Raw genomic sequence first — 20804 nt, 5'->3', positions numbered from 1 at the left:
CGGTGCCGCACGGGTTCAACTTCTGGACCCCGGTCACCGACGCCGGCTCGGGCAGCTGGCTCTACAACTACAGCACCCAGAACAACGCGCAGAACCTCCCGCAGCTGCAGGCGTTCAGCGTGAGCCACGAGCCGAGCCCGTGGATGGGTGACCGGCAGGCGTTCCAGGTGATGCCGTCCGCGGCCGCGGGGGTGCCCGACGCCAACCGCGACAAGCGGGCGCTGCCGTTCAAGCACAGCGACGAGGTCGCGCGGGCGCACTACTACGGCGTCCAGTTCGAGAACGGGATCAAGACCGAGATCGCGCCGACCGACCACGCGGCGATGATGAAGTTCTCGTTCCCGGGCGCGGACTCGAGCCTGATCTTCGACAGCGTCAACAACTCCGCGGGGCTCACCCTCGACCCGGCCAACGGGACGCTCTCGGGCTACACCGAGACCGGCGTGTACGCCGGCGCGGGCCGGATGTTCGTCTACGCGACGTTCGACAAGCCCGTCACCGCCGGGGGCAAGCTGACCGGCCAGGGCCGCGACAACGTCACCGGCTACCTGCGGTTCGACGCGGGCGCCGACAAGACCGTGAACATGCGGATCGCGACGTCGCTGATCAGCGTCGACCAGGCGAAGAAGAACCTCGCCCAGGAGATCGCCCCGGCCGCGACCTTCGACACCGTGCGGGACGCGGCGCAGAAGGCGTGGGACGACCAGCTGAAGGTGATCGAGGTCGAGGGCGCGTCGAAGGACCAGCTCACGACGCTCTACTCGAACCTCTACCGGCTGTTCCTCTACCCGAACTCGCAGTTCGAGAACACCGGCACCGCCGACAAGCCCGCTTACAAGTACGCGAGCCCCGTGTCGCCCAAGACCGGCGCGGACACCGCGACCCAGACCGGGTCGAAGGTGGTCGACGGCCAGATGTACGTCAACAACGGCTTCTGGGACACCTACCGCACGACGTGGCCGGCGTACTCGCTGCTCACACCCGACATGGCCGGAAAGATGGTCGACGGGTTCGTGCAGCAGTACCGCGACGGCGGCTGGATCGCGCGCTGGTCCTCCCCCGGCTACGCGGACCTGATGACCGGCACCAGCTCCGACGTCGCGTTCGCCGACGCCTACCTCAAGGGCGTCAAGAACTTCGACGTGAAGTCGGCCTACGACGCGGCGCTGAAGAACGCGACGGTCACCCCGCCGAACTCGGCGGTCGGCCGCAAGGGCCTGGACCAGGGCATCTTCCTCGGCTACACGCCCAACACCGCCAGCGAGGGCTTCTCGTGGGCGATCGAGGGCTACGTCAACGACTTCGGCATCGCCAACCTGTCGAAGAAGCTGGCCGACGAAGCCGCGCCGAACGACCCGCGCAAGGCGGAGTACCAGGAGAACTACGAGTACTTCACCAGCCGCGCCCAGCAGTACGTGAACCTGTTCGACCCGAGCACCGGGTTCTTCCAGGGCAAGGACGCGAGCGGCAAGTTCACCAAGACCAAGGACCAGTACGACCCGCGCTCCTGGGGCGGGGACTACACCGAGACCGACGGCTGGGGCATGGCGTTCACCGTGCCGCAGGACGGCAAGGGCCTGGCCAACCTCTACGGCGGCCAGGCGGGCCTGGCGAACAAGCTGGACCAGTTCTTCGCCGACCAGGAGACCGCCAACTACCCGGGTTCCTACGGGGGCGTGATCCACGAGATGCGGGAGGCGCGGGACGTGCGGATGGGCCAGTACGGCCACTCCAACCAGCCGGCGCACCACCTGCTCTACATGTACGACTACGCGGGTCAGCCGTCGAAGACCCAGGCGAAGGTCCGTGAAGCGCTGTCGCGGCTCTACAACGGCAGCGAGATCGGCCAGGGCTACGCCGGCGACGAGGACAACGGCGAGATGTCCGCGTGGTACATCTTCAGCGCGCTGGGCTTCTACCCGCTGCAGATGGGCAGCCCGAACTACGCGATCGGGTCGCCGCTGTTCAAGAAGGCCACGATCCACCTGGCCGGCGGCAAGAACCTGGTGATCAACGCGCCGAAGAACAACGCGAAGAACGTGTACGTCCAGGGTGTGAAGGTCAACGGCAAGGCGTACTCCTCGACGTCGCTGCCGCAGGACGTCATCGCCCGCGGCGGGGTCATCGACTTCGACATGGGCCCGAACCCCTCGAAGTGGGGTACCGGCCCGAGCGACGCGCCGACGTCCATCACCAAGGACAACGCCGTTCCGACGCCACTGCACGACGAGACCGGCGCCGGCAAGGGCACGCTGTCCACTTCGGACGGCTCCAACGTGGACGCGCTGCTCGACAACACCTCGCGCACCCAGGCCGCCGTCACCGGCGCCCTGCAGTACCAGCTCAACAACACCGACGAGGCCGTCACGCACTACACGCTGACGTCCCAGACCGGTGCGGGCGACCCGAAGAGCTGGACGCTGAAGGGCTCCTACGACGGCAAGACCTGGGCGGTGGCCGACCAGCAGGCGAACCAGACGTTCAGCTGGCGGCAGCAGACCCGCGCGTTCAAGGTCGCCAACCCGGCGCACTACGCCTACTACAAGCTCGAAGTCACCGCGACCAGCACCGGCGCCCCGGCGCAGCTGGCCGAGTTCGAGCTGCTGGGCAAGCCGGACGCCTCCTGCACTCGCACGATCACCGGCGCGTCCTCCGGGCCGCTCACCGTGTCGAGCGGGACGGTGTGCCTGCAGGACGCGACGGTGTCGGGACCGGTGACCGTCGCTCCCGGCGCGTCGCTGGTGGTCCGGGGCGGTGAGATCAAGGGCCCGCTGGCGGCGACCGGCGCCGCCCAGGTCGTGCTGAACCGCACGAAGGTCGGCGGCCCGGTGGCGATCACCGGGGCGACCGGGCCGGTGTCGATCGAGCTGACCCAGGTGGGTGGCCCGGTCGCGCTGACCGGCAACCACGGGCCGGTGCTGATGTCGAGCACCATCGGCGGCCCGCTGGCCTGCGCGGCCAACTCGCCGGCGCCGACGGACTACGACCTGCCGAACACCGTCCGCGGCCCGTCCGCGGGGCAGTGCGCGAAGATCTAGTCCCGGGGTTCAGCGGAGGCCCTCCTCGCCGGTTCGGCGGGGAGGGCCTCCCTGCGTTCACGGTGGCGGCGCAACACCGCCCAGACAGTCGGTTCGCGTACCTGGAGGGTCGGTCAGAGGCGGCGGAGCCGGGCCAGTGTCGTGTCCAGCGCCGGGGCGAAGGCGTCCGCGTCGGACTCGAAGCCCTGGTGGCCACCCGGGAACTTCGTGTACTGGCACGCGAGGTGTTCCGCCTGGATCCGGGCCGACTGCTCGAGGCATGTGTCGCGGCTGGTCTCCCCCGCCGCCGTGACCACCGGGATGCCCGTGCGGCGGACCGTGTCGAGGTCGGGGGTGTGCAGGACCACCGCCGGGAACTCGCGGGTCAGGAACAGCTCGGCGGCCGCGGTATCCGGGAAGTCGGCCGGGGACAGGCCGGCCAGGGCCAGCGCCGAGCCGAGGCCCTCTTGCTCGTGGGTGGCCCGGACCCGGCGGGCGAGCGCCAGCCACTTGGGCGCGTCCGGCAGCAGGGTGATCGCCGGGGCTTCGTGGACCACCAGCTCGGTCACGACGTCGGGGACCTGGGCGGCGAGCTCGAACGCGACCGAGCCGCCCGCGCCCTGGCCGAACACCGCCGCCCGGGGACGCGCCGGGCGGGCGGCGCGGATGACGGCGGCCGCGTCGCGTGCCTGCTGGCCCATGTCGAAGTCGCTGCCCGGGCCGCGCCGGTCGTAGGTGAGGACCGTGTGCGTGCCGGCGAGCCGCGACGCGAGCTCGGTGTAGCGGGCGCGGTAGCCGCCGCGGCCGGCGATCAGCAGCAGGAGCGGGCCGTCACCCCGCAGCTCGTAGCGCAGCTCGGCACCCTCGTGCCGGACGGTGTGCGTGCTCACCGGGCACCTCCCCCCGCGTCGAGCACACGCTACGCCGTTCGGCCGATACGGTGTGCGCATGTCCGACGCCGTGTTCTTCTCGTCTTTCGAAACCGGTGACCCGCAGCCGGTGGACTCCGCCCTGACGGTCGACAGCGGCCCGGACCGCTCCCCCACGGCCAAGACCGGCGTCGGCTTCACCGGGGCCAAGGCCCTGCGCTATACCGACCGCCCGCGCAGTGTCCTGTTCGACCTCGATGTCCCGGTCACCGGGCACACCGAGCTGTCCTATGTGGTCTTCCCCCGGTCCGACGGGGAGATCCCGGCCTACCACGCCACCCGGGTCGCCCTCGACGTCGAGTTCGCCGACGGCACTACCGCCGGCTTCGACCCGGTGGACGACAAGACGCTGTGGGTGGACCAGTGGAACCTCGTCCGGCGCCCGCTCGGGGCGTTCGCGGGCCGCCGGATCAGCCGCGTCGTGCTGCGGACGGCGTCGCCCGGCGAGGAGATCACCGGGTGGATCGACGACGTCCGCGTCGCCGAACGCCCCGAGCCGTCCCGGGACCCGGTCGACTTCGTCCGCACCACCCGCGGCACGCACTCCAGCGGCGACTTCTCCCGCGGCAACAACTTCCCCGCGACGGCGGTGCCGCACGGGTTCAACTTCTGGACCCCGGTCACCGACGCCGGCGTCACCAACTGGATCTACTCCTACCACCGCCACAACGACGCCGAAAACCGCCCGGCGCTGCAGGCGCTGGCGCTGAGCCACCAGCCCAGCCCGTGGATGGGCGACCGGCACACCTTCCACGTCATGCCCGGCACCGGCCCGGTCGAGCGCCACCGCCGCAAGCGCGCCCTGGCCTTCTCCCACGAGGACGAGACCGACTCGCCGCACCACTACGGCGTCCGGTTCGCCAACGGCATGACCGCCGACCTCGCGCCGACGTCCCACGCCGCGATCCTGCGGTTCACGTTCCCCGACAAGCACGGCTGGCTGCTGTTCGACAACGTCGCCAACCGCGGCCGGCTCCGCCTGAACGCCGACACCGGCGTGATCACCGGCTACACCCGGGTCCGCAGCCGCCTGTCCGCCGGCGCGCGCCGGATGTTCTTCTACGGGGTGACCGACGCCCCGGCCACCCGCGGCGCCAAGGTCCGGGTCCCGCCGTGGCGGCGCGTCTCGGGCTACTTCGAGTTCGACGGTCCCGACGCGACGCTGCGGATCGCGACGTCGCTGATCAGCCTCGCGCAGGCCAAGCGCAACCTCGAGCTGGAGATCCCCGCCGGGACGACGTTCGAGCAGGTCCGCGACCAGGCCCGCGCCCTCTGGCAGGAGCAGCTCGGCCGCGTCGAGGTCGAAGGCGCCACCGAGGACCAGCGGACGACGCTCTACTCGAACCTGTACCGGCTGTTCCTGTACCCGACCGTCGCGCACGAGAACACCGAGAAGGGCATCCGGCACGCCAGCCCGGTGGTGCCCCGGCGGTGGCCGAGCACCCGCCGGCGCACCGGCGCGAAGGTCGTCGACGGCGAGCTGTACGTCAACAACGGCTTCTGGGACACCTACCGCACCACCTGGCCCGCGTACGCGCTGCTCACCCCGGCGCACTGCGGCCGGATGGTCGACGGGTTCGTCCAGCAGTACCGCGAAGGCGGCTGGATCTCCCGCTGGTCCTCGCCCGGCTACGCGGACCTGATGACCGGCACCAGCTCCGACGTCGCCTTCGCCGACGCCTACCTCAAGGGCGTCCGCAACTTCGACGTCGAGGCCGCCTACGACGCGGCGCTGAAGAACGCCACCGTCACCCCGCCGCACCGCTCGGTCGGCCGCAAGGGCCTCGACCGGTCGATCTTCCTCGGCTACACCCCGACGTCCGTCCACGAAGGACTCTCGTGGGCGCTCGAAGGCTGCATCAACGACTTCGGCCTCGCCAACCTCTCCGCGGAGCTTTCCCGGGAGAGCTCCGGGCAGCGGGCGAGGATGTACGCCGACTACGCCGCCTACTTCCGCGAGCGCGCGAAGCACTACGTGCACCACTTCGACCCGAAGATCGGCTTCTTCCAGGGCCGCAACCGCGACGGCAGCCGCAAGTTCGCGCCCGAGGGCTACGACCCGGCCGCGTGGGGCGGCGACTTCGTCGAGACCAACGCGTGGAACACGGCCTTCACCGCACCGCACGACGGCCCGGGCCTCGCGGCGCTGCACGGCGGCAACGCCGGTCTCGAAGCCAAGCTCGACGAGTTCTTCGCCACCCCCGAGACCGGGCGGCGCCCCGGCGCGTACGGCGGCCTCATCCACGAGATGACCGAAGCCCGCGACGTCCGCATGGGCCAGTACGGCCACTCCAACCAGCCCTCGCACCACATCCCCTACATCTACAACCTCGCCGGCGCGCCCGCGAAGGCCCAGCGCGTCGTGCGCGAGGTCCTCCGCCGCCTCTACCTCGGCAGCGAGCTCGGCCAGGGCTACCCCGGCGACGAGGACAACGGCGAGATGTCCGCGTGGTGGGTGTTCGGCGCCCTCGGCTTCTACCCCCTCGCCGTCGGCAGCCCGCGCTACTCGATCGGCTCGCCGCTGTTCGAGAAGGCGACCGTGCACCTGGGCGAAGGCAGGACACTCGTCATCCGCGCCCCCGGCAACACCGACGAGACCGTCTACGTCCGCGGCCTCACCGTCGACGGCGAACCGCACGACGCCACGACCATCGCCCACGCCACCCTCGCCGGCGGCGCCGAACTGGTCTTCGACCTCACCACCGAACCGACCGGCTGGGGCACCCCGCCGCCCCCCGCCGAGCACCCCGCACCGGTGTCCGACCTGACCGGCACCGCCACCAGTGAGGACGCCAAGAACCTCGACGCGCTCTTCGACGACACCACCCGCACCCAGGTCACCTTCCGCGGCGCCACCCCGGCGATCGAGTTCACCGTCACCGGCGAGCCCCGCGAAGTCACGCTGTACACGCTCACCTCCGGCGCCCGCGGCGGCGACCCCAGCGCCTGGGTCCTCGAAGGCTCCGACGACGGCGAAACCTGGTCCACACTGGACGAACGCCACGATGAGCTGTTCCGCTGGCGCCGCCAGACCCGGCCCTTCGCGCTCGCCACCCCGGCCGCCCACCCGCACTACCGGCTGCGGATCACCGCCACCCACGGCCGCCGCGCCACCCTCGCCCAGTGGGAGCTGCTCGCCCGATGAACCACTTCCGCACCGCCGCCCTCGACCGGCTGGCGGCCGCCGACCCCGGCCTGGTCCGGCTGCGGCTGGCCGGCTCCGCGGTCCTCGGCATCATCCTCGCCGTGGCCGCGTTGCTGCCCGCCCACTTCCCGCTCACCGTGATGCTGGTCGGCGCCATCGCCGCGATGATGACGGCGTTCACCGTCAACGACCCGGCACCCGGCGGCCAGGCCGTCACCCTCGTACTCGCGTTCCTCACCGGCGCCGCGTCCATCACCGTCGCCAGCCTCGGCTCCGCACTGCCGCCGATGGACAGCATCGTGTTCGTCCTGCTGATCTTCGTCGCCGTCTACGCCCAGCGCTTCGGCCCCCGCGGCACCGCCCTCGGCTCGATCGGCTTCTTCCTGTTCTTCTTCCCGATGTTCCTGCAGGCCCACCTCGCGCAGGTCCCGCAGCTGCTGATCGCCCTCGGCGTCGGCGTGCTCGCCAACGCCGTCGTCCGGTTCGTCCTGCTGCGCCACAACGCCGAAGCCGAGTTCCTGCGCGTGCGCCGCGCCTTCCGCGCCCGCCTCGCCGCCGTCGTCCGCGCCGCCGAGGCCCACCTCGCCGTGGGCGGCAGCGAACGCACCCGCAAGCAGCTGCGCAGCGCCCTGGCCCGGCTCCACGAGTGCGTCCTCCTCATCGAGGACGCCGCCCCCGACGTCGTCGACGCCCGGGCCGCCGACCGCCTGCGCCGCCGCGCCATCGAGGTGGAGCTCGCCCTCCAGTGGCTCGCGATCACCGTCCAGCGCACCTGCTCCGACGAGCTCACCACCGACGTCCGCGACGACCTCATCGCCCGGCTCGCCCGCTTCCGCGCCCTCATGGAACGCGACCCGCGCGAGCTCCCGCTGATCAGCCAGACCGGCGAGTACAGCCGCATGCTCGTCGAAGGCAGCCGCATCGACGAACACGCCGCTCCCGGCGACGGCGTCCGCAAGGCGCTCGCCGAACTCGCGCTCGCCGACGACCGCGCCCAGCGCGCCGCCGCCCCCGAATCCGCTCCGGACCCGCTCGAGAACGAGGACAACGGCGAGGACGAACCGGCGCCGAAGTTCGCCTACGACAACCAGACCCGCAGCGCCATCCAAGCCGTCGTCGGCGGCGGGCTCGCCGTGCTCGGGGGTGAGCTCGTCTCGCACCAGCGCTGGTACTGGGCCGTCCTCACGGTCTTCGTCGTGTTCATCGGCGCCTCCAGCGCCGGCGCCACCTTCGTCAAGGGCGTCCGCCGCCTCGGCGGCACCCTCATCGGCATCGTCGGCGGCGTCCTGCTGGCCCTGCTGGTCGCCGGCAGCATCCCGGCCACGCTCGCGCTGATCCTGGTCTGCGTGTTCGGGATGGTCTACACCGCCCGCGTCTCCCAGGTGGTGATGGCGTTCTTCATCACCAGCATGCTCGGCCTGCTCTACAGCCTGCTCGGCACGTTCAGCTTCGAAGTGCTCTGGATCCGCGTCGCCGAAACCGCGGTCGGTGCCGCCGCAGGCATCCTCGCCGCCGTCGTCATCGTCCCGGTCCGCACCCGCTCGGTCATGCTCGACGACGTCTCCGCCGTGCTCGACGAGCTGGCCGAATTCCTCGAGCGAGCCCGCGACCTGCTCGCCGGCGAGGAGAACGTCAACATCATCGAGCTCTCCCGCGACCTCGACCGCGCCGTCGAACAGGTCCGCACCACCATCGAACCGCTCACCCACCCGGTCAACCTGCGCAGCGCCCGCCGCGACTACGGCTGGCACGTGCTCACCACGCTGGAGACCATCGCCTTCCGCGCCCGCCACGTCGCCGCCCGCGCCCAGCCCGGGCAGCTCACCGGCGCCAGCGCCGACCGCCTGCGCCAGTTCACCGACCGGCTGCTGGCCAACATCGACGTCCTGCGCAAAGCACTCGACGCGCCGGGTGGCCCCACACCCGGCACGCTCGTGCGCGACGACGGCACCCCGGTCGCCGACCGCATCGAGCAGGCCGAAACCCGGGCCGTCCTCTCCAGCCTCAGCCACCTCGACGAGGCCCTCGTCTCCCTCGGCCGCGTCTTCGACGTCCAGGCCACCGATCCCCGCGCCCCCGCGAAGAAGTGACCGCCGGGGCGGCACGGCTCGCCACCGCGCCGCCCCGCTGCTCACGGTGTCGCGATCACGGGCAGACCAGCCACGCGAAGTGGTACGTCGTCGTGATGCTGCCGTCGGTCGAGTCCATCGTCACGTAGCTCGTCGTCTTCTTCGGATCCGACGTCCCGGCCGCGGCACGCAATTCCGTGTTGATGTTCAGATTGCGTTCCTCACCACACGGCTTGAACACGATGGCCCCGACCTCTGTCGAATCGGTGAAATGCCAGTCGTCCTCGAACGCGCCCGTCAACGGATGCTGGATGTAGGCCGTCGGGGAATTGCCCTGGAAATAGTAGTTCGCTCTTTCCAGACCCGTCGCGCCGCGTTCCAGGTGGGCGAATCCGCGGTAGTCCGCCTGCGCGATTCCGTAGGTGAACCCCTGCGGAACGTGCACCCGCAGGCCGATCTGGCAGTTCTTCCGGGCGTCCAGCGGGCCGGCACCGACCCCGACCAGCGCCGTATAGGCACTGTAGGTCACGGTGAAGGCCGTGTTGTCCTGCGACACCGCGACCGCCGACGTGCCGGCCGGACAACCCGTGCCATTGGCGTTCACGACGTCGATGACGATTTTGTCGGGCGGCGGAGGAGTGTTCCACGAATGCGGGGTGACCACAGAGGACAGCGCCATTACGGCAGCAACGACCGCAGACAGCATCGGAATCCTTCCCAATACATTCGAATTGGGTACGGGGGCGTCGACCATGGTAGCGAATCGATCATGGTCCGAAACCCCGCTGAACGGAGCAACACGCAGTTGCCGTCCCGCCACGCGGTATACCGATAATTTCGGGCCGCCATTATCGCGAACACGAAGAAATACGACCGGAAAACGATTTCGCGCCCCCGGACCGCCGCCCGCCGTCCGCGATCACCCCGCGACGTCCGGGCTTGATCGTTTCACCCCGCCAGCAGGCCCGCGGCCCGCCCCAGCGTCGCGACCCCCGCCGCCGACCACGGTCCCGCCGTGATCACGACCGCGTGCTCGATGCCCCACGCCGCGAACTCCGCACACCGCCGCGCGAACGACTCCGCGGACTCACCGGGCGACAGCCGCGTGCTGATCGTCTTCTCGATCTCCCCGTACGGCCGCCCCACGTCCTCGCAGTGGCGGGCCAGAACGGACAGCTTGTGCCGCACCGTCTTCCCGCCGTCCGGGATGTCGAACACGTTGCACGCGTCGGCGTAGCGCGCGACCAGCCGCAGCGTCCTGCGCTCACCCGCCCCGCCGATCAGCACCTTCGGCCGCCGCACCGGCCGCGGAATCCCGATCGGACGGTCCAGGCGGTAGTGCTCCCCTTCGAACGCCGACTCGTCCCCCGCCCACATCCGCAGCGCCAGCCGGACGGTCTCCTCCATCCGCTCGAAGCGCTCACCCGCGGGCGGGAACGGCAGACCCATCGCCCGAGCCTCGCCGTCGTGGTGCCCGGCGCCGATCCCGAAGCGCGCCCGCCCGCCGGAAAGGACGTCGAGCGTCGTGACCGCCTTGATCAGGAGCGCGGGCGGCCGGAACGTCACCGCCGAGACCATCGTGCCCAGCCCGATCCGGCCGGTCCGCGCGGCCAGGAACCCCAGCGTCGTGTACGCCTCGAGCATCGCCGAATCCGGCGTGCTGTGCGGGTCGGCCTGCAGGAGGTGGTCGGCCACCCACAGCGTGTCCAGCCCGGCGTCGTCGGCCGCCACGGCGATGGTCGCCAGTTCGTCCGTCAGCTTGTCCGGCCACGAGAAGTCCGTGACCCCGATGCTCACCCGCATGACTACCCCCTCGTCAGCAGTTCCAGGTTGTGGCCGTCCGGGTCCTCGAAGTAGACCCCGCGGCCGCCGTTCAGGTCGTTGACCTCACCGGCCCGCTCGTGGAAGGGGTCGGCCCAGTAGGCGACGCCGGCCGCCTCGAGCCGCGCCAGCGCGGCGTCGAAGTCGTCGTCGCCGACCAGGAACGCGTAGTGCTGGCTCGTCACGCGATCCACACGCAGGTAGTCGAGCGTGACGCCGTTCGCGAGCCGGATCGGTACGAACGGCCCGGCGACCGGCTCGGTCCGCAGGCCCAGGATCCCGGCGAGGAACTGCGCCGACTTCTCCCGGTCGGTCACGCACACGATCGTGTGGTTCAGTTCGACGCTCATCGCGCGGCCCCGCCCGCTGCGAACGGCGGCGGGCCACCGAGCGGGCTCAGGTGGATGCTCGCCAGGCGCCAGCGGTCGTCGCCGAGGACCAGCACGTGCGTGGCGCGGAACCGCCCGTTCACCGGGTTGCCCCGGTGCTTCGCGACCTGGTCGTGCACGCCGATCGCGATGGCGGTCGTGCCGAAGTCACGGACCTCGACCTCGTCCCAGTCCAGCTTCTCCGTGACGAGGTCGCCGCCGCTGTAGCGCGTCAGCCACTGGTCGCGGTCCAGGACGAAGCCGAGCGGGCCGACCAGGCGGAAACCGTCGGCGGCCAGGCCGGCCAGGACCTCGGTGTCCCCGCGCTCCTCCGCCGCGGCCCAGACCCGGCCGAACTCGCGGACCTGCTCTTCGGTGCTCATCGCACTTCCCCTTCCGGTTCGATGCGACCAACGTTAGAAGTCTAACCGTTCGATGTCAAACGCTTAGACTTCTCTGCTTCTGCGGTAGGGTCACCCCGGTGCCAGCACCCACCACCACCCCCATCGGCGTCGTCCTCGCCCGCACCGCCAAGACGGCAGGCCGCGCCTTCGACCAGGCCCTCGCCGCCGCCGGCGGCTCCCAGCCCGTCTGGCAGATCCTCATCTCCCTCAAGACCCGCCCCGTCGCCAACCAGCGCGAACTCGCCGACGCCGTCGGCATCCAAGGCGCCACCCTCACCCACCACCTCAACGGCATGGAAACAGCCGGCCTCGTCACCCGCCGCCGCGACCCGGAGAACCGCCGAGTCCACCTCGTCACCCTCACCCCCGACGGCGAACAGCTCTTCCTCCGCCTCGCCTCCGCCGCCATCGCCCACGACGAACGCATGCGAAAAGGCCTGTCCGACACCGAGATCACCCAGCTCGCCGACCTCCTGCACCGCCTCGCCGCCAACGTCACCGATACCTGATCGAGCTGCACCAACCGGACCCCTGATCGATCCAGCGAGAGTGACTGGACGCACCCGGCCCGCGACCACGAGGAGAGATAGGCTCCAACCACTAGCCAAAGTCGTCTCAAGCTGGAGAACCGCAATGACCCAAGCCCCTGTCAACGTGACCGTCACCGGCGCCGCCGGCCAGATCGGCTACGCGCTGCTCTTCCGCATCGCGTCCGGTCAGCTCCTCGGCCAGGACGTCCCGGTGAAGCTGCGGCTCCTCGAGATCCCGCAGGCGGTCAAGGCGGCCGAGGGCACCGCCATGGAGCTCGACGACGGCGCGTTCCCGCTCCTCGCCGGCATCGACATCTTCGACGACCCCAAGCAGGCCTTCGAAGGCACCAACATCGCCCTCCTCGTCGGCGCCCGCCCCCGCAGCAAGGGCATGGAGCGCGGCGACCTCCTCGAAGCCAACGGCGGCATCTTCAAGCCCCAGGGCGAAGCCATCAACGCCGGCGCCGCCTCCGACATCAAGGTCCTCGTCGTCGGCAACCCCGCCAACACCAACGCCCTCATCGCCCAGTCGCACGCCCCCGACGTGCCCGCCGACCGCTTCACCGCGATGACCCGCCTCGACCACAACCGCGCGCTCGCCCAGCTCTCCAAGAAGCTCGGCGTCCCGGTCACCGAGCTCAAGAAGCTCGCCATCTGGGGCAACCACTCGGCCACTCAGTACCCCTCGGTCCAGCACGCCGAGGTCGGCGGCAAGCCCGTCGAGGTCGACCAGGCCTGGCTCGAGAGCGACTTCATCCCCACCGTCGCCAAGCGCGGCGCCGCCATCATCGAAGCCCGCGGCCTCTCCTCCGCCGCCTCCGCGGCCTCCGCCGCCATCGACCACGTCTACACCTGGGTCAACGGCACCCCCGAAGGCGACTGGACCTCCGCCGGCGTCGTCTCCGACGGCTCCTACGGCGTCGCCGAGGGCATCATCTCGTCGTTCCCGGTCACCGCCAAGGACGGCAAGTACGAGATCGTCCAGGGCCTCGAGATCGACGACTTCTCCCGCGCCCGCATCGACGCCTCCGTCGCCGAGCTCGTCGAGGAGCGCGACACCGTGCAGAAGCTCGGCCTCATCTGAGCCACCGCACAAGAAAAGGGCCGCCGTCCACACCGGACGGCGGCCCTTTTTCGCGTCCCGCGAACACCACACGCCCACAGCGAAACCCGCCCCGCCCACCGGAGCCACCGCCCTACCGTCGCCCCATGACCCTTCTCGCCCTACCCGACATGCACACCCCGAACCAGGCCCCCGACGAATCGGTCTACCAGCAGCTCCTGCGCGACCGCATCGTCTTCCTCGGCTCCGAAGTCACCGACGAAGTAGCCAACCGGATCATCGCCCAGCTGCTCCTGCTCGCCGCCGACGACCCGGCGAAGGACATCACCTTCTACATCAACTCACCCGGCGGCTCCGTCACCGCCGGCATGGCCATCTACGACACCATGCAGCTCGTCAAACCCGACGTCTCCACCTGGGGCCTCGGCTTCGTCGCCTCCATGGGCCAGTTCCTCCTCTCCTCGGGCACCCCCGGAAAGCGCTACCTCCTGCCCAACACCCGCATCGTCATGCACCAGCCCTCCGCCGGCATCGGCGGCGCCGCCACCGACATCGCCATCCAGGCCGCCGTCTTCGGCAAGATGAAGCACCGCATCGCCCAGATCACCGCCGCCCAGACCGGCCAGACCATCGAACGCATCACCACCGACGCCGACCGCGACCGCTGGTTCGACGCCGACGAAGCCCTCACCTACGGCTTCGTCGACCACATCGTCACCCACGAGCGCACTGCCACCGCCTGACACGCCCCGGCGGGGGATGCCAGCCCGCTGTGCGTCCCCCGCCAGCCGCGCCCATCAAGCTCGACCCCATGACGATCACCCTCGAACCCCACAGCACCGTGCTCTTCACCGGCGACTCGATCACCGACCTCTGGCGCCCCGACGGCGAAGACCGATCCAGCTACACCGCCCTCGCCGCGGGCTACTGGAGCCTCAGCCACCCCGACCGGCCGATCACCTGGCTCAACGCCGGGCACTTCGGCAACACGGTCGCCGACCTCGAAGCCCGCTGGCGCACCGACGTCCTCGACACCCACCCCGACCTCGTGTCCGTCCTCGTCGGGGTCAACGACAACGGCCGGCACACGTTCGAACCCGACGCCCGCAAAGTCTCCACCGACGAGTTCGCCACCGGCTACGACCGCATCCTCGCCCCGCTCGCCGACACGGGCACGGACCTGATCCTCATCGAACCGTTCCTGCTACCCGTCGAAGGTGTCGTCGAAGCCGGCGTCGACGACACCATGATCATCGACGACGCCGTGCGCGAAGAATGGCGCGCCGGCCTCGACCCGAAGATCCAGGCCGTCCGCGACCTCGCGACAGCGTACGGCGCGGAACTGCTCGCCGCCGACGCGATGTTCGCCGAACTCGCCGCGAAAACCGGCGCGGAACGCTGGTCCGCGGACGGAGTGCACCTCACACCGGCCGGGCACGCCGCACTCGCGGACGCCTGGCTCAGCCTGATCGCCTGAGAGGTTCTTGTTCCGCAGCGGGGTTTTTGGGCGTGCACGAACAACCGCGGGGCTGGTTTCTCGAAACCAGCCCCGCGGTATAGGTCGTTATACACTTTGAGGAGGGGAGTGCTCAGACTCCGTTGAGGCCGCGGCGCGCCAGGAGCGGGTCGATCTCGGGGTCGCGGCCGCGGAAGGCCCGGAACGCGTCCATGGGGTCGATGCTCCCTCCCCTGCCCAGCAGGGTGCGGCGGAAGTGGTCGCCGTTGTCGCGGGTGAGTCCCCCGCTCTCCCGGAACCACTGGACGGTGTCGGCGTCGAGGACTTCGCTCCAGATGTAGGAGTAGTACCCGGCGCTGTAGCCGCCGCTGAAGATGTGGGCGAAGTAGGTCGTGCGGTAGCGCGGCGGGATGGCTTCGACGGCCACGCCGGCCTTGACGAGGGCGTCGGTCTCGAAGCGCTGGACCTCTTCGACGCGGTCGTCGACGCCGAGGCGGTGCCAGGCCTGGTCGAGCAGGGACGCGGCCAGGTACTCGGTGGTGGAGAAGCCTTCGCCGTACTGCTGGGCGGCGAGGAGCTTGTCGACCTGCTCCTGGGGCAGCGCCTCCCCCGTCTCGTGGTGCTTGGCGTAGTGGGCCAGTACTTCCGGCCACAGCATCCACATCTCGTTGACCTGGGAGGGGTACTCGACGAAGTCGCGGGGCACGTTGGTGCCGGAGAACGTCGGGTAGCGGACCGAGGAGACCAGGGCGTGGAGCGCGTGGCCGAACTCGTGGAAGGCGGTCACGACCTCGTCGAAGGTGAGCAGGGTCGGCTCCCCCGCCGGCGGGCGGCCGACGTTGAGCACGTTGACGACGACGGTCTTGCGTTCCAGCAGTTCCGACTGGTCGACGAAGGTGTTCATCCACGCGCCGCCGCGCTTGGCGTCGCGGGTGTACAGGTCGAGCAGGAACAGGCCGAGCGGGCTGCCGTCGGCGTCGAACACCTCGAAGGTCCGGACCTCCGGGTGGTACTTCGGGAGGTCGGTGCGCTCGGTGAAGGTGAGGCCGTAGAGCTTGGTGGCGGCGAAGAAGACGCCGTCGAGGTACACGCGGTCGGCTTCGAAGTACGGGCGCAGGGCTTCGGTGTCGACGTCGAAGCGCTCGCGGCGGACCTGCGCGGCGTAGTACGGCCAGTCCGACGGGCGCAGCGTCGCGCCGGGCACGTCGGCTTCGAGCAGCTGCTGCAGTTCGGCGGCTTCGGTGCGGGCGTTCGCGACCGCGGCGGGCGCGAGCCGCTCCAGCAGCCCGGCGGCGGCTTCGGCGGTTTTCGCCGTTTCGTCGGCGATGACGTACGCCGCGTGGTTCGGGTAGCCGAGCAGCGCGGCGCGTTCGGCCCGCAGGTGCGCGATCTCGGCGACGAGGGTGTTGTTGTCGAAGTCGTTGCCGCGGTTGCCCCGCGCCATCGACGCGGTGTGGATCCGGGCGCGGATCTCGCGGTCGCGCAACGTCTCCAGCGGCGAGGCCTGGCTCGTCGGCAGCGTCAGGGGGATGACGTACTTGCCGTCCTCACCGCGGGCCGCCGCCGCTTCGGCCGCGGTGGCGATCGCGCCGTCGCCGAAACCGGCCAGCTCGGCGCGGTCTTCGATGACGACGGCCAGCTCGTTGGTGTCCTTGAGCAGGTTCTGCTGGAACTTCGTCTGCAGCGTGGACAGCTGCGCGTTCAGCTCCCGCAGGCGGGCCTGTTCGGTTTCGCCGAGCCCGGCGCCCGCGCGGCTGAAGTCGAGGTGGCGCCGCTCCAGCAGCCGCCGCGACTCCTCGTCCAGGCCGAGTTCTTCGCGCCGTGCGTGGAGGGTGTCGATGCGGGCGAACAGCTTCGGGTTCAGGTGGATGGCGTCGTGGTGGGCGGCCAGCTTGGGCGCGAACTCCGCCTGGATGGCCTGGATCTCGTCCGTGCTGTTTGAGCCGGACAGGTTGTAGAACACGCTCGCGACGCGGCCCAGCAGCTCGCCCGCGCGTTCGAGGGCCACGACGGTGTTCTCGAACGTCGGCTCGGCGTCCTGCGTCGCGATCTCGTCGATCTCCGCCGCGTGCTCGGCCAGGCCCGCCTCGAACGCGGGCCGGTAGTGCTCGTCGGCGATCCGGTCGAAGGGCGGGAGGGCGTAGGGCAGTTCGCTGGGTGCGGCGAACGGGTTGTCCGGCGAAATCATCGGGGCAGGCTCCTGGTGGGGGTACAACACTCGGTCCCGCCAGCCTACGTGGTCCGCCTGTGCCGATGTCAGCGCTTTCCGGAGGTGGCCAAGCTCACCGGCCGGTGGTACCGCCCACGACGGCGTCGCTGCTCCCGGCGGCCTTTTTGCCCCGTTTCGGCTTCGGTTCCGGCGGCACGATCCCGCTCAGGTCGCTGCTGTGGTCGTTGACCCGCATGACGAACGGCCGGGTCTCGGTGTAGCGCACGACCGAGATCGACGCGGGGTCGACGACGATCCGCTGGAACGCGTCGAGGTGCTGACCGAGGGCGTCGGCGAGGATGGACTTGATCACGTCGCCGTGGCTGCACAGGAGCCAGACGGCGTGGTCGCCGTGCTCGGCGGCGATCCGGCGGTCGTGCGCGCGGACGGCGGCCACCGAGCGGGCCTGCATCGCCGCGAGCCCTTCGCCGCCGGGGAAGACCGCGGCCGAGGCGTGCGCCTGCACGACCCGCCAGAGCGGCTCTTTCGCCAGGTGCTTGAGCTCCTTGCCGGTCCAGTCCCCGTAGTCCACTTCGGACAGCCCGGGTTCGACGGTCTTCCCGAGCCCGCGGGCGGTGGCCAGCGGCCCGACCGTCTGCTTGCACCGCAGCATCGGCGAGACGACCAGTTCCGCCAGCGGCACGCCGTCGAGGCGGCCGACCAGCTTTTCGGCCTGGGCGCGGCCGGTGTCGTCGAGGCTGACCTTCGGGGAACGCCCGGCCAGGACGCCGGAGCCGTTGGCCGTCGACTTGCCGTGCCGGAGCAGAATGACGGTACTCACGAGGCCCACCCTACGTGGGGACCGATCATCCGGTCCCCACGCGGGCGGCTCAGTGGCTGACCGGACCCGCGTTGGGGTCCAGTGCCCCGGTGAAGATCAGCACGAACAGCAGCACGCCGAGCACGAGCCGGTAGATCACGAACGGCACGAAGCTGCGCTTCTTGATGTAGGCCATCAGCCACGCGATCACCGCGTAGCCGACGCCGAACGCGACCAGCGTGGCCAGGATCGTCGGACCCCACTGGGCCGGCACCCCTCCCGACCCGATGTCCTTGAGCTTGTACACGCCCGACCCGAACACCGCGGGCAGCGCCAGCAGGAACGAGTACTCGGCCGCCTCCGCGCGGGTGTAGCCCAGCAGCAGGCCCGCGCTCGTCGTGCCGCCCGAGCGGGAGACACCCGGGATCAGCGCCAGCGCCTGGGCGAACCCGAAGGCGAGGCCGTGCGGCGCGGTCAGGTGGTCCAGCGTCCGCTCCTGCTTCCCGACGCGGTCGGCGTAGAGCAGGATCAGGCCGAACACGATGAGCACCGTGGCGGTGATCCGCAGGTCGCGGAACGCGCTGTCGATCTGGTCCTGCAGCAGCAGGCCGAGCACCACGATCGGCAGCGAGCCGACGATGATCAGCCAGCCCAGCCGGGCGTCCGGGTCCTGACGCCAGTCCGGCTTGTACAGCGAATAGAACCAGGCCTGCAGGATCTTCCCGATCTTCTTGCCGAAGTAGATGATCACCGCCAGCTCGGTGCCGATCTGGGTGACGGCGGTGAACGCCGCGCCCGGGTCGTCCCAGCCGACGAGCGCCGCGACGATCCGCAGGTGCGCGCTCGAGGAGATCGGGAGGAACTCCGTCAGGCCCTGGACCAGGCCCAGGACGAGTGCTTCGAACCAGCCCACGTCAGGCCACCCCCGCCTTCTCGAGCGCTTCGACGGCGGTGGTCAGCGCGGCGGCCGGGTCGGGGGTCAACGGCGACACCGACAGGGTCGTCACGCCGGCCTCGGCGAATTGGGTCATCTTCTCCGCTATCCGTTCCTTCGGGCCCAGCAGCGACGTCGCGTCGAGGAACTCCAGCGGCACCGCCGCCATCGCCCCCACCCGGTCGCCGGCCAGGTACTTCTCCTGCACTTCCGCGGCTTCGGCTTCGAAGCCCATCCGCGTGGCCAGCTGGTTGTAGAAGTTCTTGTCCTTGCTGCCCATCCCGCCCAGGTAGAGCGCCGCATAACCGCGGACGGCGTCCGCGCAGGCCCGCCAGTCGTCACCGGGCACGAACGGCACGGTCGGGACGACGTCGAAGCCGTCCAAGGTGCGGCCGGCGCGCTCGGCACCCGCCCGCACCTGCGCCAGCTGCTCCCCCGCGTGCGCCGGCGAGAAGAACACCGGCAGCCACCCGTCGGCGATCTCGCCGGTCAGCTCCAGGTTCTTCGGTCCGGTCGCGGCCAGGTAGAGCGGGATGTGCTTGCGGGCGGGCCGGACGGTCAGCCGCAGCGCCTTGCCGGGGCCGTCCGGCAGCGGCAGCGTGAAGTGCTCGCCCTCGAACCGCACCCGCTCCCGCCGCAGCGCCGAACGCACGATCGAGGCGTACTCGCGGGTGCGGCCCAGCGGCGAGGCGAACCGCACGCCGTGCCAGCCCTCGGACACCTGCGGGCCGGACACGCCGAGCCCCAGCCGGAACCGGCCGCCCGAGAGCGTGTCGAGGGTCGCGGCGGTCATCGCGGTCATCGCCGGGGTCCGGGCCGGGATCTGCAGCACGGCGGCACCGACGTCGATCCGCGACGTCCGCGCCGCGATCCAGGTCAGCACGGTGACGGCGTCCGAGCCGTACGCCTCCGCGGCCCACACGACGGCGTAACCCAGGTTGTCCGCTTGTTTCGCCAGGGCCAGGTTCGCGGGGTCGTTCCCCGCTCCCCAGTAGCCGAGATTCAGTCCGAGTCGCACGGGGCCAGACCCTAACGGGGGCCCTTGTGGGCGACACGACTCACCTTGGTCATGTTCGGGAGGGACCGCCCACTAGGCTCGGCGGTCGTGGAAAAGCGACTGCTCGGCCGCTCGGGACTGCGCGTCTCGCGGATGGCGCTCGGCACCATGACCTGGGGTGGCGACACCGACGCGGAAGAAGCCGCCAGCCAGCTGGTCGCCTTCGTGGACGCCGGCGGCACCCTGGTCGACACGGCCGACATCTACGGCGAAGGTGAGAGCGAGCGGGTGCTCGGCTCGCTGCTCGGCGACCTCGTGCCCCGCGACGACGTCGTCCTCGCGACCAAGGCGGTCGCCCGGCGCACCGAGGGCCCGTTCGGCGGCGGCGCCTCCCGCGGCGCCCTGCTCACCGCGCTCGACGGCTCGCTCAAGCGGCTCGGCACCGACCACATCGACCTGTGGCAGCTGCACGCCTGGGACACCTGCGTGCCGATCGCCGAGACCCTCGCCGCCCTCGAGTACGCCGTGACCAGCGGCAAGGTCCGCTACATCGGCGTCTCGAACTACGCGGGCTGGCAGCTCGCGACGGCCGCCGCCGGCGCCGCCGCGGTCGCGCCGATCGTCTCCACCCAGGTCGAGTACTCGCTGCTGGAGCGCGGGGTGGACCGCGAGGTCGTCCCGGCCGCCGAGCACCACGGCATCGGGCTGCTGCCCTGGGCGCCCCTGGGCCGCGGCGTGCTGACCGGCAAGTACCGCACCGGCACGCCCGCCGACTCACGCGGCGCGAACAGCGCGTACGCCGGCTACGTCGAGCACCACCGCACCGACCGCGCCGCCCGGATCGTGCAGGCGGTGGCCACCGCGGCCGACGGGCTGGGCACGTCGCCGCTGGCCGTCGCGCTGGCCTGGGTCCGCGACCGGCCCGGCGTCGTGGCCCCGGTCGTGGGGGCCCGGGACACCGGTCAGCTCACCGGTTCGCTCGCGGCGGAGGACATCACGCTCCCGCCGGCCATCCGCTCGGCGCTCGATGACGTCAGCGCGATCGAGGTGGGTTACCCGGAGCGCTGGCCGCGCTAGGTGTCTGTTGGGTGACATGCACGTG

17 protein-coding genes are annotated in these 20804 nt (G+C 70.8%); 8 read left to right on the top strand and 9 right to left on the bottom strand.

The annotated features are described in order from the left end of the window. Nucleotides 1-3038 (top strand): GH92 family glycosyl hydrolase (locus ABZ342_RS21020; protein WP_360475437.1); only part of this gene is annotated, 3038 nt, incomplete at its 5' end. Between the two features lie 113 nt (nucleotides 3039-3151). On the opposite strand, the gene ABZ342_RS21015 is transcribed toward ABZ342_RS21020, so the two are convergent. Then, nucleotides 3152-3907 carry an alpha/beta hydrolase gene (locus ABZ342_RS21015; RefSeq protein ID WP_360475434.1) on the bottom strand — a complete coding sequence of 252 codons (756 nt, stop codon included), beginning with the start codon at nucleotides 3905-3907 and terminating at the stop codon, nucleotides 3152-3154. 58 nt (nucleotides 3908-3965) lie between these two features. On the opposite strand from ABZ342_RS21015, the gene ABZ342_RS21010 reads away from it, so the two are divergent. Then, entirely contained in the window at nucleotides 3966-7091 is a 3126-nt protein-coding gene (locus ABZ342_RS21010) for a GH92 family glycosyl hydrolase (RefSeq protein ID WP_360475431.1), read from the top strand. Further along, on the top strand, nucleotides 7088-9181 hold the full coding sequence (locus ABZ342_RS21005) for an FUSC family protein (protein ID WP_360475428.1): 2094 nt from the start codon (nucleotides 7088-7090) through the stop codon (nucleotides 9179-9181). The genes ABZ342_RS21010 and ABZ342_RS21005 overlap by 4 nt, the downstream gene beginning before the upstream one ends. A 55-nt stretch (nucleotides 9182-9236) precedes the next feature. Here ABZ342_RS21005 and ABZ342_RS21000 read toward each other — a convergent pair whose 3' ends face one another. The 4 genes from ABZ342_RS21000 to ABZ342_RS20985 all read right to left on the bottom strand — a co-directional run bounded on the left by ABZ342_RS21000 (nucleotide 9237) and on the right by ABZ342_RS20985 (nucleotide 11732). Further along, complete coding sequence (locus ABZ342_RS21000) at nucleotides 9237-9866, bottom strand: DUF4360 domain-containing protein (RefSeq protein ID WP_230862580.1); 630 nt, start codon at nucleotides 9864-9866, stop codon at nucleotides 9237-9239. Nucleotides 9867-10108: 242 nt separating this feature from the next. Beyond that, a complete protein-coding gene (locus ABZ342_RS20995; RefSeq protein ID WP_360475424.1) occupies nucleotides 10109-10963 on the bottom strand; it encodes an LLM class F420-dependent oxidoreductase in 855 nt (284 codons plus the stop codon). Nucleotides 10964-10965: 2 nt separating this feature from the next. Beyond that, nucleotides 10966-11331, bottom strand: coding sequence for a VOC family protein (locus ABZ342_RS20990; protein ID WP_360475421.1), 366 nt, complete (start codon nucleotides 11329-11331; stop codon nucleotides 10966-10968). Continuing rightward, entirely contained in the window at nucleotides 11328-11732 is a 405-nt protein-coding gene (locus ABZ342_RS20985; protein ID WP_360475418.1) for a nuclear transport factor 2 family protein, read from the bottom strand. Before ABZ342_RS20985 ends, ABZ342_RS20990 begins: the two co-directional genes overlap by 4 nt. 98 nt (nucleotides 11733-11830) lie before the next feature. On the opposite strand from ABZ342_RS20985, the gene ABZ342_RS20980 reads away from it, so the two are divergent. The 4 genes from ABZ342_RS20980 to ABZ342_RS20965 all read left to right on the top strand — a co-directional run bounded on the left by ABZ342_RS20980 (nucleotide 11831) and on the right by ABZ342_RS20965 (nucleotide 14823). Beyond that, entirely contained in the window at nucleotides 11831-12262 is a 432-nt protein-coding gene (locus tag ABZ342_RS20980) for a MarR family winged helix-turn-helix transcriptional regulator (protein WP_360475415.1), read from the top strand. Between the two features lie 124 nt (nucleotides 12263-12386). Further along, a complete protein-coding gene (locus ABZ342_RS20975) occupies nucleotides 12387-13367 on the top strand; it encodes a malate dehydrogenase (RefSeq protein ID WP_155543982.1) in 981 nt (326 codons plus the stop codon). 125 nt (nucleotides 13368-13492) lie between these two features. Continuing rightward, nucleotides 13493-14089 (top strand): ATP-dependent Clp protease proteolytic subunit, encoded by a 597-nt coding sequence (locus ABZ342_RS20970; protein ID WP_360475412.1) that lies wholly within the window; start codon nucleotides 13493-13495, stop codon nucleotides 14087-14089. A 68-nt stretch (nucleotides 14090-14157) separates the two neighbouring features. Beyond that, entirely contained in the window at nucleotides 14158-14823 is a 666-nt protein-coding gene (locus tag ABZ342_RS20965) for an SGNH/GDSL hydrolase family protein (RefSeq protein ID WP_360475409.1), read from the top strand. Between the two features lie 112 nt (nucleotides 14824-14935). Here ABZ342_RS20965 and ABZ342_RS20960 read toward each other — a convergent pair whose 3' ends face one another. The 4 genes from ABZ342_RS20960 to ABZ342_RS20945 form a co-directional block, all read right to left on the bottom strand. Then, nucleotides 14936-16990, bottom strand: a complete 2055-nt coding sequence (locus tag ABZ342_RS20960; protein ID WP_360475406.1) for a M3 family metallopeptidase — start codon at nucleotides 16988-16990, stop codon at nucleotides 14936-14938. Between the two features lie 94 nt (nucleotides 16991-17084). Further along, nucleotides 17085-17792, bottom strand: coding sequence for a histidine phosphatase family protein (locus ABZ342_RS20955; RefSeq protein ID WP_360475403.1), 708 nt, complete (start codon nucleotides 17790-17792; stop codon nucleotides 17085-17087). A gap of 49 nt (nucleotides 17793-17841) precedes the next feature. After that, nucleotides 17842-18684, bottom strand: a complete 843-nt coding sequence (locus tag ABZ342_RS20950) for an undecaprenyl-diphosphate phosphatase (protein ID WP_155543977.1) — start codon at nucleotides 18682-18684, stop codon at nucleotides 17842-17844. A 1-nt stretch (nucleotide 18685) separates the two neighbouring features. Next, nucleotides 18686-19723, bottom strand: a complete 1038-nt coding sequence (locus tag ABZ342_RS20945) for an LLM class F420-dependent oxidoreductase (protein ID WP_360475399.1) — start codon at nucleotides 19721-19723, stop codon at nucleotides 18686-18688. A gap of 87 nt (nucleotides 19724-19810) precedes the next feature. Here ABZ342_RS20945 and ABZ342_RS20940 point away from each other — a divergent pair, with 87 nt between their 5' ends. Then, nucleotides 19811-20779 (top strand): aldo/keto reductase, encoded by a 969-nt coding sequence (locus ABZ342_RS20940; RefSeq protein WP_360475394.1) that lies wholly within the window; start codon nucleotides 19811-19813, stop codon nucleotides 20777-20779. Nucleotides 20780-20804: the final 25 nt, after the last annotated feature.

The organism is Amycolatopsis sp. NPDC005961, assembly GCF_040629235.1.
In the GTDB taxonomy this organism is placed as follows: domain Bacteria; phylum Actinomycetota; class Actinomycetes; order Mycobacteriales; family Pseudonocardiaceae; genus Amycolatopsis; species Amycolatopsis camponoti.
The sequence above is the reverse complement of the archived record's forward strand: the minus strand, read 5'-3'. Positions and strand labels throughout refer to the sequence as shown.